The organism is Pseudoalteromonas sp. NSLLW218 (assembly GCF_015864775.1).
Lineage (GTDB): Bacteria > Pseudomonadota > Gammaproteobacteria > Enterobacterales > Alteromonadaceae > Pseudoalteromonas.
Genome location: NZ_JADYWO010000004.1, coordinates 218,049 through 232,204 on the forward strand (window position 1 = coordinate 218,049; position 14,156 = coordinate 232,204).

The window sequence follows — 14,156 nt, forward strand, 5'->3', positions numbered from 1 at the left end:
AGTGGCTTTTTGACGTTAATTACAATGAAAAATAAAAAGTGAATTTTTTTCACCCTTTGTAAACTAATCGCTAATTGCAATGTAATTATCGGGCACGTATGTTGAGTGCTGCATAAATGGCATTACGAGGGATTTATGAAAGTGTCTGATCAGTTACTTAACCGAACTACAGCAGGGCTTGTGGCTGTAATTATCGGTTTTTCGAGTTCTATTGCATTGATTTATCAGGTAGTGATAACCCTTGGTGGCACGCCCGACTTAGTAGCTAGTTGGATTTTAATGCTTGGCTTAGTAATGGGTATAACGTCAATTGGTTTATCGTATTATTATAAAGTGCCTGTTTTAATTGCGTGGTCTACCACGGGAGCTGCATTACTTATTTCAAGCGCCCAAGGGTATAACTTAAACGAGGCTATTGGCGCATTTATGCTCAGTGCATTGCTCGTATTTTTGTCGGGGGTTACGGGCTGGTTTGAAAAAATAATGAACCGTATTCCAAGTGAGCTTGCATGCGCCATGTTGGCCGGCGTACTTGTTACTTTTGGTATTGATGTTTTTAATTTTATGAACGACATGCCTTTAGTAATTGGCTTAATGGTCGTTATGTACTTTATTGGTAAACGCTTTTTTGCCCGTTTTGCTATGTTAAGTGTGCTTATTATAGGCGTATTACTTGCTTGGCAAATGGGCCATATTGATACCAGTGCACTGCACTGGAAAATGAGCGAATTTGCCTATATTGAACCCGCTTTTCACTTACAAGCATGCATTAGCATAGGTCTACCACTTTATATAGTTACCATGACCTCGCAAAATTTACCGGGTATTGCTGTTTTAAAAGCGCACAAATATAAAGCGCCTATATCTGCGTCTCTTAATGTAACTGGGTTTGTAAATATGCTTACGGCCCCATTTGGAGCCTACTCTATTAATTTAGCCGCTATTACCGCAGCTATTTGCATGAGTGATGAAGCGGATAAAAATCATGATAAACGTTATTGGGCGAGTATAGCGGCTGGCGTATTTTATATTTTAATGGCGCTGTGCGCGGCTACTTTAGTTGGCTTGGTAGCAAGTTTACCCCAGGCGCTGATTTTAGCTTTGGCGGGCATTGCGCTATTTGGCACCATTGCTAATAGTTTGCAGCAAGCTCTTAGTAGTACTGAATATACTGAGGCCGCAATAGTCACTTTTTTAGTAACTGCATCTAACTTAACATTGCTCTCAGTGGGGTCTGCTTTTTGGGGGATTATAGCGGGTGTGTTAACGCTTATGATCACCAGGAAAGACTAAAAGCTTTATTGTGTACAAAGAGCCGTTGGTGAGTATTTAAAACAAAATTATAGTTTATTTATATCATTAAAATAGTTTAACTAAGCTTATAAAAAAGGCTGCAATTGCAGCCTTTAGCTTTACAAAACAAGATTTACCTAATCAAAAGTATGATGGCGAGTTACACTAAACCGATTAAGTATATGATGCATAACATATACGGCGCACAGACTTAATATTATAGCCACAGATACTGAACTAAACCGATACAGCGCACTATAAATTAAGTCTTGTCCTGGCCCGAGTGAGTTCCCAAATAAAATACCAAATGTAGTCAGCACACCAAAACCAATACCCGGTATGCCTCCGCCTAAAATATGAAAACGCGCAAAAATAAACGAAAGTATCCATAAAATAGCTATCGGAAAAAGTAAAAAGTCAGAGTGACTATACAAAAACACCTGCGATAGTAGCGCTGCATTGCACCCTATAAGTGTTCCTATTGCCCGTTGCCAACCAGCCATACCGGCGGCTTTCCAGCACAATGAAAATAAAATGAGTACAGAAGCTGCTTGCGCAGATATTGAGTCTTGTAAATCAAGAACCTGAAAAACCACAAAAGAGAGCGTAGCCACGCTTGAGCATAACAATACCTCATGGCGAATACTCTCTTTTGCTTTAGCTGGCATTACTCGTGTGGGCCTTGCTGTTAGATCAGGAAATAGGCCATGCATTAATGCAGCGATAACGACGGTTAAAAGAATAGCCAACCCATTAGTTAAAATTAGCGGATAAATACTACTTCCCTGACCAATATAGCTGGAAAAATGTAGCTGAATAGAAAGGCTAACAACGCCTAAAGCGCCAAATAAAAAGGCACTACCGCTACTCATTTGGTGAAATAAAAAGCAGAAAACACCAAACACTAACAATGCCATAACGACTGGCAAGTGAGAAAACAACCCCTGCATTATCAGCACGATAAGCGCGCTAAATGCAGCAGATGCTATAAATTGATTTATAAGCCCACGGCTTAAAGTAGGCACCATGCCAAGTAACAACATAGGATAAACGGTAAAAAATATACCATTAGGCCAGCTCATTAATTTACTAATAGTAAACCCAAGGGTACATCCACCTGCAATGCGTAGTGCTTGGCGAAGGCCATTAGAGTCTAATTGTGGCCCTTGGCTAACAATTTGAGTCATAAAGTTTCCATTAATAGATGTAGTGTAACCAGCTAATAAACCTAATTTGTGCAGATCCAAACCATTGCCCAATTGTCGATTCGGGCAATAATTGTACTGTTGCACGTGACCCGCTTGGCATGTTTGCTATTAAGTCTTGATGATTTACGAGCTTTAAATGAATGCGTTGACGCTGTGCATCGCGTACCCAACGATTGCTGGTTTCTGTTGTACTTAGTAAACCATTTGCACTAAGTTGGCCGTTGCTAACACCTGCTTCAAATGTTTCAAGTATTGCGTCGTAAACTTCACCTGGGCGGCTATCAAATACTACGCGCGCTTGAGTGCCTTGCTTCATATTTGAGAGTGACTTTTCTCTAAAGTCGGCAACTAAATCGGCTTTTTTAGCGACAATAGCTAATAACGGGCTACCTGCAACTGCGTACGCGCCGTCTAATAGTTGTAAGTTAGCAACTACGCCGTCACTTAATGCGCGCACTTGCGTGTAGGATAAATTTAGTTCAGCCTGCGCTAACTGATTAGCAGCGTGGCGCATGGCTAAGTTTTTATTACCTGAGTCACCTCTAGCTAAAACCGCTTCAGCTAACTGTGCTTCAAGGGCTGCAACATTTGCTTTACTGGCTTCAAAATTAGCACGAATGCTTTCAAGTTCTTGCTCAGATATAGATTTTTGAGTATAGAGTTTTTCGCCTCTGCTTTTTAATAGTTTTTGCTCATGCTGTTTAGCATTTGCAGCACTTATTTGTGCCTCAAGGGCTTTAACATTGGTATCAAGACGCTTGTTTTGTAATTTGGCATCATCAAGCGCGAGTTGAGCTTGCTCTTTGGCTAAATTATATGGGCCTTCATCGATACTAAATAATATATCGCCCGCTTTAACTGATTGGTTATTATTAACTTGCACACTAGTGACTCGGCCACTAATTTGCGGTGATATTTGCACAACAGGGTGGTATACACGTGCCTGTGGTGTCACAGGCAAAACCATATCGGCCACTAAATAGTAAATAAATACTAATATAAACCCTATGAGAGAGAACCTTACATAGCGTGCAAACTTTTGATCCGGTGTCATTTTTAGCCTTACTTATTAACTTGAATACATTTAAGGGCGTTTTGCTCTATTTTGATCAAACCAAATGCAATAGCATCGAGCTGCTCGACAGATAAACCGCTGTATAACTGATTTTTTATATCGGAAATGGTCTCTTGCAATGAATGTAAAATGGCATCACTTTGCTCAGTAAAATAGAGTCTTTTACTGCGCTTATCATGTTTGTCTACACGGCGAACGATTAACGATTGCTCCTCTAATTGCTTAAGCGTACGAGTCAGTGAAGGCATTTCTATTCCTAAGCTATTAGCAAGTTCAAGTTGTGTTAGTCCCTCACCACGCATATTTATATGCATTAGTGCAGTCCAGCGCGACTGAGTAAGCCCTAAAGGCTCAACAGCAATGGTTACCGCTTCGCGACATAAGCGATGAACTCGGCCCATATTACCGATAACTGTTAAATCGAGCGTTTCGTGAAAAGGTTTGTGTGTAGGCATAGCCATCCCAACATAGTTAGCAAGCTAACTATTTTATCATTACTTAGCTTGCTAAGTAAATATATGTAGGAGAGGGAAGTGGCAAAATATTTGCTAAACCCCACCTTTAAAAATGGTGAGGTTTAGGGAGGTTTTAAAAGTTAAGTAAATTAGCGGGGGAGTATTGATCGGTAAGTACTTTTGTATCGGCAGGCCAATCTTGGCCGTCTTTTGTAAAGTGCATAAATTGGCTAATCGCTTTTATGTCTATACCGTATTTGACTAATTTAGGGGCGAGAGCATTTACACGCGTGTTAATTTGCGCTTCGCTCGGTATTGATTTAAGTCCCGCTAAAATAATACGGTTACTACGATTTTCGCGGCTTACATTTATAAAGTCGCCAAATACAGCGTGGTAAGTTGCCGACTCATGCTCATAAAGTTTACTACTTGAAAACGTATTTGCGGCAATAACACCGCCATCGGCTAATACGCTTTGTACTTCTTCAAAAAACTCTTTAGTAAGTAAGTGCTCCGGAATGTAGTCGCCGTTAAATGCATCTAAAATAATCCAATCGTACTTTTGTTTTTTAATTGCGGCGCGCTTTATAAAAATGCGGCCATCTTGCACGCTTGATGTCACTAAGTCGTTTTCTATAAAGTTAAAGTAATCGCGTGCAACTTTAGTTACTGCAGGATCTATTTCAACATTATGAATTTTTGCAGTGGGGTATAGCTCATGAATAACGTTAGAAAGCGTACCGCCACCTAACCCTATAATAAGTACATTTTTAGGGTTGTCGGCTACTAATAAACTAGCAAAAGTCAATTTTGTGTAATTAAAAACAAGTTTGTCGGGATTGCTTTTATACATGCAACTTTGGCTTGTTTGGCTACTTTTAGTATTAAATTTAAGGCAACGTAAGTCGCTCGTTTCTTCAACAATAATATTGCGATAAAGCGAGCGTTCTTCATGAATAACGTTACTAAACGCAAAACCTGAAAATACAATTAACGGCAGTAGCAAATATTTAAGCATGAGCAAGCCCCTTATTATTAGCCAAGGTATTAATAACAATCGCGACTAAACCCAGTGACCCAAGTGTTAAAGCAAAGGCGCTAATAATTGTATTTACATCAAACGCGAGCACGAAGTAAAACGAGGTAATGATAGTACCCAGAGCGCTGCCAAGCGTACTTACAAAGTATAAACGACCTGCCACTTGACCGCTTTTATCGCTATCTGTTACCAGTAAGCGGACAGAGTAAGGCGAGATCATTCCTAAAATAACGGTAGGTATAAAAAATAAAGCAGTTGACGCTAAGAGTGAGCCGTAGCGGCTATCTTCAATTTGGGTAAATATAAATTCCATTATAGGCTGCGAAAATAATGTAATAGGGACGACCATAATGCTGGCAATTAAAAATATTAAACCATACTTGGTAAGAGATGCATTTTTAGTGCTGAGTTTACCGCCAAGTAAATAACCAAAAGATAAACTAAGCATAAACACAGTAATTATACTGCCCCAAATATGCACGCTACTGCCAAAAAAGGGGGCAAGAATTCTCCCACCTAAAAGCTCAATGCCCATTATGCAAAAGCCGCTGCAAAAGGCTAAAAAGTAAATTAACGCGTTTGTTTTTATGCTCATGTAATTATCATTATGTAACTTAAGTAGAACACTATACTAACGTGATGCATACAAAGCTGCTAGAGCCTGTTGACCTAAGTTTAATTAAAAAAAGAAGTTTTGTTATAACGATTTGTTAGTTAGGGCGTGTTGATCTATTTAACACGCCCTCGCGATTTAACACTTAAGACGCTTTTTTATTTAAATTAATTTTTTCTTAAGTTTTCTTTAAGTTTCACTCGTTAAATTTAGACCCTGAAATATAAACAGGTTTAAATGAGCGAGCTTATGCAATTAGCCCACACTTCTACATCATTAGGTTTAACACAAAATAACAGTCAGTTTATTAGTGCTCGTATTGATGATGTGCATCGAAAAAATCTCGAAAATACAGTAAAAGAAGGTTTTTTAGTTGCGTATAACGCTAAGCTTACTTCGTTTATGCCACTACTTTGCCAATACGTTACCGAGCAAGCAAAATGCACCTTAGGGCTAAGGCAAGCAACTTCGCCATTGTTTATTGAGCAATATTTAGCATCACCCGTTGAAGATTTTTTAGATGAGAGTATTTCTCGTAATAAAATTTTTGAACTTGGTAATCTTTGCTCTACAAATCGAAGAGCAACACTTGCACATTTTATTATTGTTAACGAAGCTCTGCAAAGTGTGGGCGCAAAACATTTAGTGTTTTGTGCAACCAGTAAAGTGCGTGCTTTATTGCGCTTACTGGGTGTTACGTGTACTGAAATTGCACTTGCTAGCAGTTTTGTAGTTGAGAATCCATTAAAGTGGGGCAGCTATTACGCCAACCAACCAACAGTATGCATTGTGAGCCTAGTGCAAGCTCACCAACAAGTACTAAATACCCCAATGCTTTATAGTTTGATGCAGCAAAACCACTCAAATATCAATTCTTTGGTAAATGCATTGGTGAATGTATGAATTACTATAATACACATTCAGTATCGCCATTAATTATTGCGCATAATAAAGAGCAAACACTTGAAATTAACAGTGATGAGTTTAACCAGCAAATACAAAAAGTAGTAAAAATTCTACAAAGCTTTAACGGCAAATGTGTCGCTTATAAGCTCGATAATACGCCAGCTTGGCTTGTTATTGATGCCGCTACTGCGGTTTCTAATAAAGTGGCTGTGCCAATTGCTCACTTTTTTAGTGAACAACAAACTCAATCTGTACTAGCGCAATGCGGCGCTAATTTATTTATGAGCGACACACTAAACCCTTTACTCGGGGAGCCGACGGCATCAATTACTTTATTTGAGTTTTACACATTATATATTTACGAAATCGTTGTAGCTAAACCCGTCAGTTATTTTTCAGAAACTCAAAAAGTAACGTTTACGTCTGGTTCAACTGGGCAACCAAAAGGCGTGTGTTTATCTGCAAAAAGCCAAATGCAGGTAGCTCAATCTCTGTGCGATAAAATTAATATTAAAAAGCCTGTTCATTTGTGTTTATTGCCGCTTGCTGTATTGCTTGAAAATATAGCCGGCGTGTATGCCCCTTTAAAAAGTAGCGGTACAGTGCATTTAATACCGCTAAATGAATTAGGCTTTGTTGGAACTGCATTAAAACAGCCCGCACAGCTTATAGCTGCTATTGATAAAGTTAAGCCAAATACGCTTATTTTAGTGCCTGAACTATTAGCATGCTTAGTTGCTTTTGCTGAACAAGGGTGGCAACTGCCTAGTTCGTTACAGTTTATTGCAGTAGGTGGTGCGCGTGTCAGCGAAATGCTAATAGTTAAAGCGCGTGGCTTAAACTTACCGGTGTACCAAGGTTATGGGCTTTCTGAGGCGGCATCTGTAGTTAGTTTAAATACGCCCACAAACGATAACCCCCAAAGTGCAGGTTCTGTGTTACCTCATATTCAAACCAAAATTGAAAATGGCCAGCTTTTTATAAAAGGCGATTTGTTTTTAGGTTACTTAAACCATCAACCACACGACAAAAACCAGTGGTATGCAACCGATGATCTGGTCGAGCAGCATCAAAATACCTTATTTATTAAAGGCCGCCTAAAAAACCTAATTATTACCAGCATGGGTCGCAACATCAGTGCCGAGTGGCCTGAATCACTATTACTCAGTCAAAGCGGTATTTTACAAGCGGTTGTGTTTGGTGAAGGTCGACCTTTTTTAACCGCCATTATTTATGCCGATTCAAAGCTAAGTAACCCAGTGTTAGCTCAATACATTAACGCAATTAATAAACAACTACCCGATTATGCACGAATTCAAAAGTGGCATCGTTTAACTGCCCCATTAAGTGTGCAACAAGGATTATTAACTACAAATAATCGCCCAAAACGAGATGCCATAAGTAAGCAGTACCATGCTGTGTTTGAGCAATTTTACCGACTTGGAGAAGTAATTAATGAGTGATTTTTTTAACACCCTTAAAGAGCAAACTAAACAAGAGCAAAACTACCTGCTTGCAGCGCCTATTATTCAGCGTGTTTTTAAAGGTGAAGCATCACTTGAAGAATACGCTTCGTTTTTAGCGCAAGCGTATCACCATGTTAAGCACACTGTGTCATTAATGATGTCGGTTGGTGCACGATTAACCGACGAACAAGAATGGTTGCGCGAAGCCGTCGCAGAATACATTGAAGAAGAGATTGGCCATCAAGAGTGGGTACTTAATGATATTGCAGCCTGTGGTTTTGACAAAGAAACAGTAAGGTGTAGTCAGCCGCAATTTGCTACCGAAATGATGGTGTCGTATGCGTACGACTCCATTGCACGTAAAAACCCATTGATCTTTTTTGGCATGGTACATGTGCTTGAAGGCACTTCTATAGCGCTTGCTGATGGCGCGGCTTCAAACATCGCAAGTGCTGTTGGCTTATCTAAAAAAGCATTTAGTTATTTAACCTCTCATGGCGCACTTGATATAGAGCATGTAAAGTTTTTTGAAAACCTAATGAACCAAATAACAAATGAGGCGGATCAACAAGCCATACTCCATGGTGCAAAGTGCTTTTATCGTTTATACGGCGATATATTTCGTGGGCTCGATGACGAACCGTTTTTTAAAGCAAGCGCACAAGGCAAATTGTCATGAGTAGCGCTTTATGTGTGCTAACTGGCGCAACCGGCGGAATAGGGCAAGCGATTGCTAAAGCCCTATATGCAAAAGGGTGGAAGTTACTACTTGTAGGGCGAAATACCCAAGACCTTGAAAAACTGAGCCGTGAATGCCCAGACAGTGAAATATTTACAGGCGACTTAACCGACGATACAACACGCATTAACTTAGCAATAAAAGCCAAGCAACTCGGTGGCGTTAGGTTACTTATTAACAATGCCGGTATAAATACAATGCAAAGCCTTGAGCACACAAGTAATGAGCAAATAGATAATATGCTTACTACTAATTTGTCGGTGCCTATTAAATTATGCCAGCTATTTTTAGGGCAGTTAGCGTATACGAAAGGCACTATTGTTAACGTGGGATCATCGTTTGGCAGTATTGGCTACCCGTTTCAAACGCTTTATTGCGCCAGTAAATTTGGTTTACGTGGTTTTACAGAAGCGCTCTCGCGTGAGCTTAACGGCTCAGGCGTTAAAGTGACCTATTTAGCACCAAGAGCGACAGATACATCTATTAATAGCAGTAAAGCGCGGGCAATAAATAAAGAACTCGGTAATAAAATGGACTCGCCAGAATTAGTTGCTCAAGAGTTATTAGCACTTATAAATTCGAATCAAACAAGGCGTTTTATTGGTTTTCCTGAGAAATTATTTGCACGTATTAATGGCGCATTCCCAAGCGTTGTTGATAACGCTATTGCAAAACAACTTCCTAAAATTAAACGCTTTTTAAGTTAACAAACACACGAGGACAAGATTATGTATAAATTTACCCTAGCATTATCTCTAATACTAACAACTGTATTTACAACCGCAGTACACGCAGATGAAACACAAGACTTAACCTCTATTCAACAAAAGTGGGCAACTGCTAACTATGAACTTGAAGACGATGCGCAAATAGATGCGTTTACGCAACTAAGTGAGCAAAGCGCGTTATTTGTTAAAAACTATCCAGGCTCGGCACAAACACACATTTGGAATGGCATTGTGTTAGCCAGCTTTGCAGGCGCAAAAGGTGGCTTGGGCGCACTTGGTTTAGCAAAAGAAGCTAAAGCGTCACTTGAAAATGCACTCTCAATTGATGGTACAGCATTAAATGGCTCAGCTTACGCAAGTCTTGCAACGCTTTATAGCAAAGTACCTGGTTGGCCAATTGGTTTTGGTGATGACGACAAAGCTGAAAAATTATTTAAACAAGCCCTCGCTTTTAATCTCGAAGGCATTGATACTAATTACTTATACGGTGAATATTTGTATGACGAAGGCGATTATAAACAAGCTAAAGCACGACTACTTGTAGCACAAGCAGCGGGCATTCGTGATACTCGTGCAAAAGCAGATGAGTATCGCCAACAAGCAATAAGTCAGCTATTGGCAAAAGTAGATAAAAAAACTAAAAAGATAAACACATAATGCATTTATTACTCGTTGAGGACGATCATTTAGTGGCGCAAGGGCTTATTCGCTCTTTGCGTCAAGAGGGCTACAGCGTAGAGCATAGTGGCACAGTTAAGCACGCCTTAGAGTGCCTTTCTAGTGGTGAGATTGAGCTTGTTATTCTCGATTTAGGATTACCTGATGGCGATGGCTCGCAAGTTTTAAAGCATATTAAAGCACAAAAAAAAGTTATTCCGGTGGTTATTTTAACTGCTCGCGGCAGTATTGATGACAAAGTCCAAGGGCTAGATATGGGAGCAGACGATTACCTTGCAAAGCCGTTTGATCCTGCTGAGTTATTTGCTCGATTACGTGTAGCAAGCCGGCGCATTAACCAAACACAATCAAGCTTATTGCGCTGTGGTGATGTAGTAATGGATACCTCTGCTCATACAGTTGCACTAAGTGGGCAATCACTTACACTACCACGAAAAGAATACATGCTTTTAAAAGCGCTGATGGAAAATCAGGGAAGGGTGCAATCAAAACAACAACTCGAAAACAAACTTTACCAATGGGGTGAAGAAGTCGGCTCTAATGCCATAGAGGTGCATATTCATCATCTTCGTAAAAAGTTCCCTAGCGATTTTATTAAAACCTTACGTGGCATTGGCTACGTGGTTGGTAAGCGTTAGAGTGTGTTTATCTTTCGAGGTTGAAAATGTCTATTCGTAAACGTCTGACCTTAATTTTACTTTCAATGATGGTGCTTACTTGTTTTTTAGCATTAGTAAAAGGCTATCAAAAAAGCATGCTCCACGGCGAAAACTTGCTTGATAATGAACTTAAAATAGTGGCTGGCGTTTTAATTGAGCAACCATTAGCACTAAGCACAAATGCAGTACAAGTAAGCAATAATAGTGCTCAGTTGTTGTATCAAATTTGGCAAAATAATAGTTTACTTAGTGGCTCATCGAGTTTAAAGAATAACCAAATTAGTTTTAGCGAGGGCTTTCAAACTGCCAATGTAGCAGGGCAGCGTATGCGAGTGTTTGTGATGAGAAAAAATACCCGTAAAGTCATCGTTGCTGAGCCTATGGCAAAGCGGTTTGAATTAGCTGAAGCCGTTATTTTATCTGCAATGTTACCTATGCTATGGGCTGTCCCTCTGCTTGCTATTTTTATAAGTTTTTTCGTTAAATACGCATTAGCCCCTCTTACCCGACTATCTAAGCAGCTGGCTACTCGCCAAGCAAACGACTTTACGCCAATTAACTGGCAGGTAACCGATGAAGAAATTAAACCTGTTATTAATCGTTTAAACGATTTATTTAAACGAGTAGAAACCGCTTACTTACGAGAGCGTTTTTTTGCCTCAGATGCAGCTCACGAATTACGTACCCCGCTCAGTAGCTTAAAAATTAATGTACATAATTTGGCTAATAAACAAAGTAACTCGCAAAACCATCAAGAATTACAAGCCATGTCACAAGGCATTAATCGCTTAAGTAATATTGTTGAACAAATGCTAATTTTAGGGCGCACTCAGCCTGAGCAATGGCAAAAGCAGTTTAGTGAACAGTCATTGCTAGCGATTACTCAGCAAGTTGTATCGGACCAATACGACAAAATAGATGAAAAAAACCAAACTATTAGTCTTGAAGGTGACGATTTTGTAATTAATGGTGATGAGTTTACATTAACCACACTCATCGCTAATTTACTTAGCAATGCCATAAAATACACACCCAATAATGGTCAAATAATAATTAAACTAGCATCAAATAATAACAGCTTTAGTTGGCAAATTGATGATTCTGGTGCGGGCATGACTGAAGAGCAAAAAGAGCGAATATTCAATCGCTTTTATCGCGTGGGTGGCGATCAACATCCATCAGGCGAGCAAGGTGCGGGTTTAGGTATGGCGATTGTCCAACACATAATTGCTATTTATGGCGCAAGTATTCATTTAGCGAATAGCTCTTTAGGCGGACTAACCGTTAAGGTTACTTTTACAGGAGTAAAAAGTGACTAAACGTTTATTTAATCACTGCCTTTGTTGTTTGCTATTTTTGTCGTTTAACGCGGCGAGTAAAGAGTATCTTATTATTTTAAAAGATCATTTGTTTTACCCCTCGCAAATAATTATTCCCGCAAACAAAAAAGTAAAACTATTGATAGAAAACCAAGACAGCACACCAGAAGAGTTTGATAGCTTTGATCTAAACAGAGAAAAAGTACTCTACCCAAATCGTAAAAGCATTATTTATATAGGACCGCTAAGTAAAGGGCATTACGAGTTTTTTGGTGAGTTTTCGCCCAATACAGCAAGGGGCGTTGTAATAGTTAGCGATGAAGGGGCGCAGCATGCTAATAACTAGTTTAGTCATGAGCCTTAATCAATTACTACCAGTGGCTATTTTATTAGTGCTACTACAAGTAGTTAAAAAGCAGAGCTCTTTGCAAATAGGGTCTGCTTTATTAATTGGCGCGGTAATGTCGTTTTTGTACATGCAAAGTGCATCATGGGTGAGCCAATGGTTTGAACACCAAGGGTTAGAGTACTCACAAATAGGGCTATGTATCGCTATATTTATTGCTGTATTGGTATTTGCACTAAAGCAAATATCAGCGGCATTTTATATCGCAGTTATCAGTACAGTAGCATTGTATTTAAGCCACTATATTATTTACCTCACCAGTTTTTGGCAAAATAATGATGCAGGGCAAAGCTTATTTATTGGCACTTTATTAGGTGTTGGAATTTGTTTAAGTTTTAGCGTATTGCTGTACTTTTTAATAAATGCAATTAAGCACCGTTTTGGTATGTATCCGCTTTTTACTTTGCTTGCTTTTAACAGCGCGGCTAAGTTATTAGTTGCACTGGATTTGGCAAGTCAAATAGATTTAATTACAAACACCTCAACAGTGTGGGATTTACGTGATTTGCTAAACGAAAACTCTGAGCTAGGCCGCGTATTGCGTGCTCTTGTTGGTTACGAGGCCACTCCTGATTTAATGAGTGTACTTATATATAGTACAAGCAGCGTATTATTTTTATTACTTTGTTACGTAATTCCAGCTTCAATAACTAAGGAACGTGTATGAAAGCACTCAACCTATATTTAGCGCTTAGTTTTACCGCTCTTTGTTTGTTGGTATTCTCAATCCAAGCAAAGGCCGATGGTATTGTTGTTGATAAGGTATATCACCCCTATGTTTTGCCTTTTGAGCGTGAGTTTGAGTGGCGATTAGTGTCGCACCAAACAGATAGTGGCAACATACTAGCGCAGCGTTTGGGTGGTGGTGGAGCTATTAACGATACAATGGCACTGGAAGGCTATTTAGTTGGTGAGCGAGACGATAACGGCGACTTTGGTTTAGAAGCTTATGAGCTTGAGCTACGCTGGCAATTGATTGAGCAAGGTAAATTATGGGCCGATTGGGGGGCATTATTTGAGCTTGAAAAAAAACATAATGAAGATGTGTATGAAGCAACTTCGGGTTTTGTGATCGAAAAAGAATTTGGAAAAACGAGCCTTACACTAAACGCTTTTTTGGTTTATGAGTGGGGGCAAGACATTAAAAATGAATGGGAAAGTGAGTTTAGAGCACAATATCGCTATCGCTATCGTTCTGCTTTTCAGCCTTCTATAGAGGTGTACGTAGGAGAGGACTTTGTTGGTATAGGGCCTGGCTTTATAGGTTTACAGCGCTTTGATGGGCAAAAGCAATTAAAGTGGGAAGCAGGTTTCATCACTGAGATAAGCCAATCAGAAAAAAACCATAGTTTTAGGCTCGCATTAGAATTTGAATTTTAATAATAAATAAAAGCTGTTTTGGTTGTTATCATTCTGATTATAGATAGGTACTTGACATATTATTTAAACTCTATATAGTGGGCCGCAGCTAGAAAGAAAGCATGTAAGCTATAAATCTCCATTTCGATATAAGTAATACTTGTAGTTCCGTCCTGAAGTTTTTAAAGTACCATCTCATTTTTTGCTACACCC

General features: G+C 39.3%; 16 protein-coding genes. 11 read left to right on the forward strand and 5 right to left on the reverse strand.

The features are described from left to right. Nucleotides 1–135: 135 nt before the first annotated feature. Complete coding sequence (locus I6E80_RS07815; RefSeq protein ID WP_197185266.1) at nucleotides 136–1,293, forward strand: benzoate/H(+) symporter BenE family transporter; 1,158 nt, start codon at nucleotides 136–138, stop codon at nucleotides 1,291–1,293. A 137-nt stretch (nucleotides 1,294–1,430) separates the two neighbouring features. On the opposite strand, the gene I6E80_RS07820 is transcribed toward I6E80_RS07815, so the two are convergent. From I6E80_RS07820 to I6E80_RS07840, 5 genes are all read right to left on the reverse strand, one after another. Further along, the gene (locus I6E80_RS07820) at nucleotides 1,431–2,480 is read right to left on the reverse strand and encodes a DUF2955 domain-containing protein (RefSeq protein WP_197185267.1); all 1,050 of its coding nucleotides are present in this window, start codon (nucleotides 2,478–2,480) and stop codon (nucleotides 1,431–1,433) included. Nucleotides 2,481–2,490: 10 nt separating this feature from the next. Beyond that, the gene (locus I6E80_RS07825; protein ID WP_024591513.1) at nucleotides 2,491–3,555 is read right to left on the reverse strand and encodes an HlyD family secretion protein; all 1,065 of its coding nucleotides are present in this window, start codon (nucleotides 3,553–3,555) and stop codon (nucleotides 2,491–2,493) included. A gap of 8 nt (nucleotides 3,556–3,563) precedes the next feature. Continuing rightward, on the reverse strand, nucleotides 3,564–4,031 hold the full coding sequence (locus I6E80_RS07830; protein WP_024599440.1) for a MarR family transcriptional regulator: 468 nt from the start codon (nucleotides 4,029–4,031) through the stop codon (nucleotides 3,564–3,566). Nucleotides 4,032–4,164: 133 nt separating this feature from the next. Then, nucleotides 4,165–5,049, reverse strand: coding sequence for a spermidine synthase (locus tag I6E80_RS07835; protein ID WP_197185268.1), 885 nt, complete (start codon nucleotides 5,047–5,049; stop codon nucleotides 4,165–4,167). Further along, nucleotides 5,042–5,665 carry a fused MFS/spermidine synthase gene (locus tag I6E80_RS07840; protein WP_197185269.1) on the reverse strand — a complete coding sequence of 208 codons (624 nt, stop codon included), beginning with the start codon at nucleotides 5,663–5,665 and terminating at the stop codon, nucleotides 5,042–5,044. The genes I6E80_RS07835 and I6E80_RS07840 overlap by 8 nt, the downstream gene beginning before the upstream one ends. A gap of 267 nt (nucleotides 5,666–5,932) precedes the next feature. Here I6E80_RS07840 and I6E80_RS07845 point away from each other — a divergent pair, with 267 nt between their 5' ends. The 10 genes from I6E80_RS07845 to I6E80_RS07890 are packed head-to-tail and all read left to right on the forward strand — an operon-like array spanning nucleotide 5,933 to nucleotide 13,964. Beyond that, nucleotides 5,933–6,586, forward strand: coding sequence for a thermostable hemolysin (locus tag I6E80_RS07845; protein WP_197185270.1), 654 nt, complete (start codon nucleotides 5,933–5,935; stop codon nucleotides 6,584–6,586). Then, nucleotides 6,583–8,052, forward strand: a complete 1,470-nt coding sequence (locus tag I6E80_RS07850) for an AMP-binding protein (RefSeq protein WP_197185271.1) — start codon at nucleotides 6,583–6,585, stop codon at nucleotides 8,050–8,052. Before I6E80_RS07845 ends, I6E80_RS07850 begins: the two co-directional genes overlap by 4 nt. Beyond that, complete coding sequence (locus I6E80_RS07855) at nucleotides 8,045–8,734, forward strand: TenA family transcriptional regulator (protein WP_197185272.1); 690 nt, start codon at nucleotides 8,045–8,047, stop codon at nucleotides 8,732–8,734. The genes I6E80_RS07850 and I6E80_RS07855 overlap by 8 nt, the downstream gene beginning before the upstream one ends. Continuing rightward, the gene (locus I6E80_RS07860) at nucleotides 8,731–9,501 is read left to right on the forward strand and encodes an SDR family oxidoreductase (RefSeq protein WP_197185273.1); all 771 of its coding nucleotides are present in this window, start codon (nucleotides 8,731–8,733) and stop codon (nucleotides 9,499–9,501) included. Before I6E80_RS07855 ends, I6E80_RS07860 begins: the two co-directional genes overlap by 4 nt. A 21-nt stretch (nucleotides 9,502–9,522) precedes the next feature. After that, entirely contained in the window at nucleotides 9,523–10,179 is a 657-nt protein-coding gene (locus tag I6E80_RS07865) for a hypothetical protein (RefSeq protein ID WP_197185274.1), read from the forward strand. Continuing rightward, nucleotides 10,179–10,838: a response regulator transcription factor gene (locus I6E80_RS07870; protein WP_024599432.1), complete on the forward strand. Its 660-nt coding sequence runs from the start codon at nucleotides 10,179–10,181 to the stop codon at nucleotides 10,836–10,838. The genes I6E80_RS07865 and I6E80_RS07870 overlap by 1 nt, the downstream gene beginning before the upstream one ends. A gap of 26 nt (nucleotides 10,839–10,864) precedes the next feature. Then, a complete protein-coding gene (locus tag I6E80_RS07875; protein ID WP_197185275.1) occupies nucleotides 10,865–12,178 on the forward strand; it encodes an ATP-binding protein in 1,314 nt (437 codons plus the stop codon). Then, nucleotides 12,171–12,524 carry a cupredoxin domain-containing protein gene (locus I6E80_RS07880; protein ID WP_024599430.1) on the forward strand — a complete coding sequence of 118 codons (354 nt, stop codon included), beginning with the start codon at nucleotides 12,171–12,173 and terminating at the stop codon, nucleotides 12,522–12,524. The genes I6E80_RS07875 and I6E80_RS07880 overlap by 8 nt, the downstream gene beginning before the upstream one ends. After that, nucleotides 12,511–13,251, forward strand: a complete 741-nt coding sequence (locus tag I6E80_RS07885) for an iron transporter (RefSeq protein WP_197185276.1) — start codon at nucleotides 12,511–12,513, stop codon at nucleotides 13,249–13,251. The genes I6E80_RS07880 and I6E80_RS07885 overlap by 14 nt, the downstream gene beginning before the upstream one ends. Further along, nucleotides 13,248–13,964 (forward strand): hypothetical protein, encoded by a 717-nt coding sequence (locus I6E80_RS07890; protein ID WP_197185277.1) that lies wholly within the window; start codon nucleotides 13,248–13,250, stop codon nucleotides 13,962–13,964. The genes I6E80_RS07885 and I6E80_RS07890 overlap by 4 nt, the downstream gene beginning before the upstream one ends. The last annotated feature ends 192 nt before the right edge of the window (nucleotides 13,965–14,156 follow it).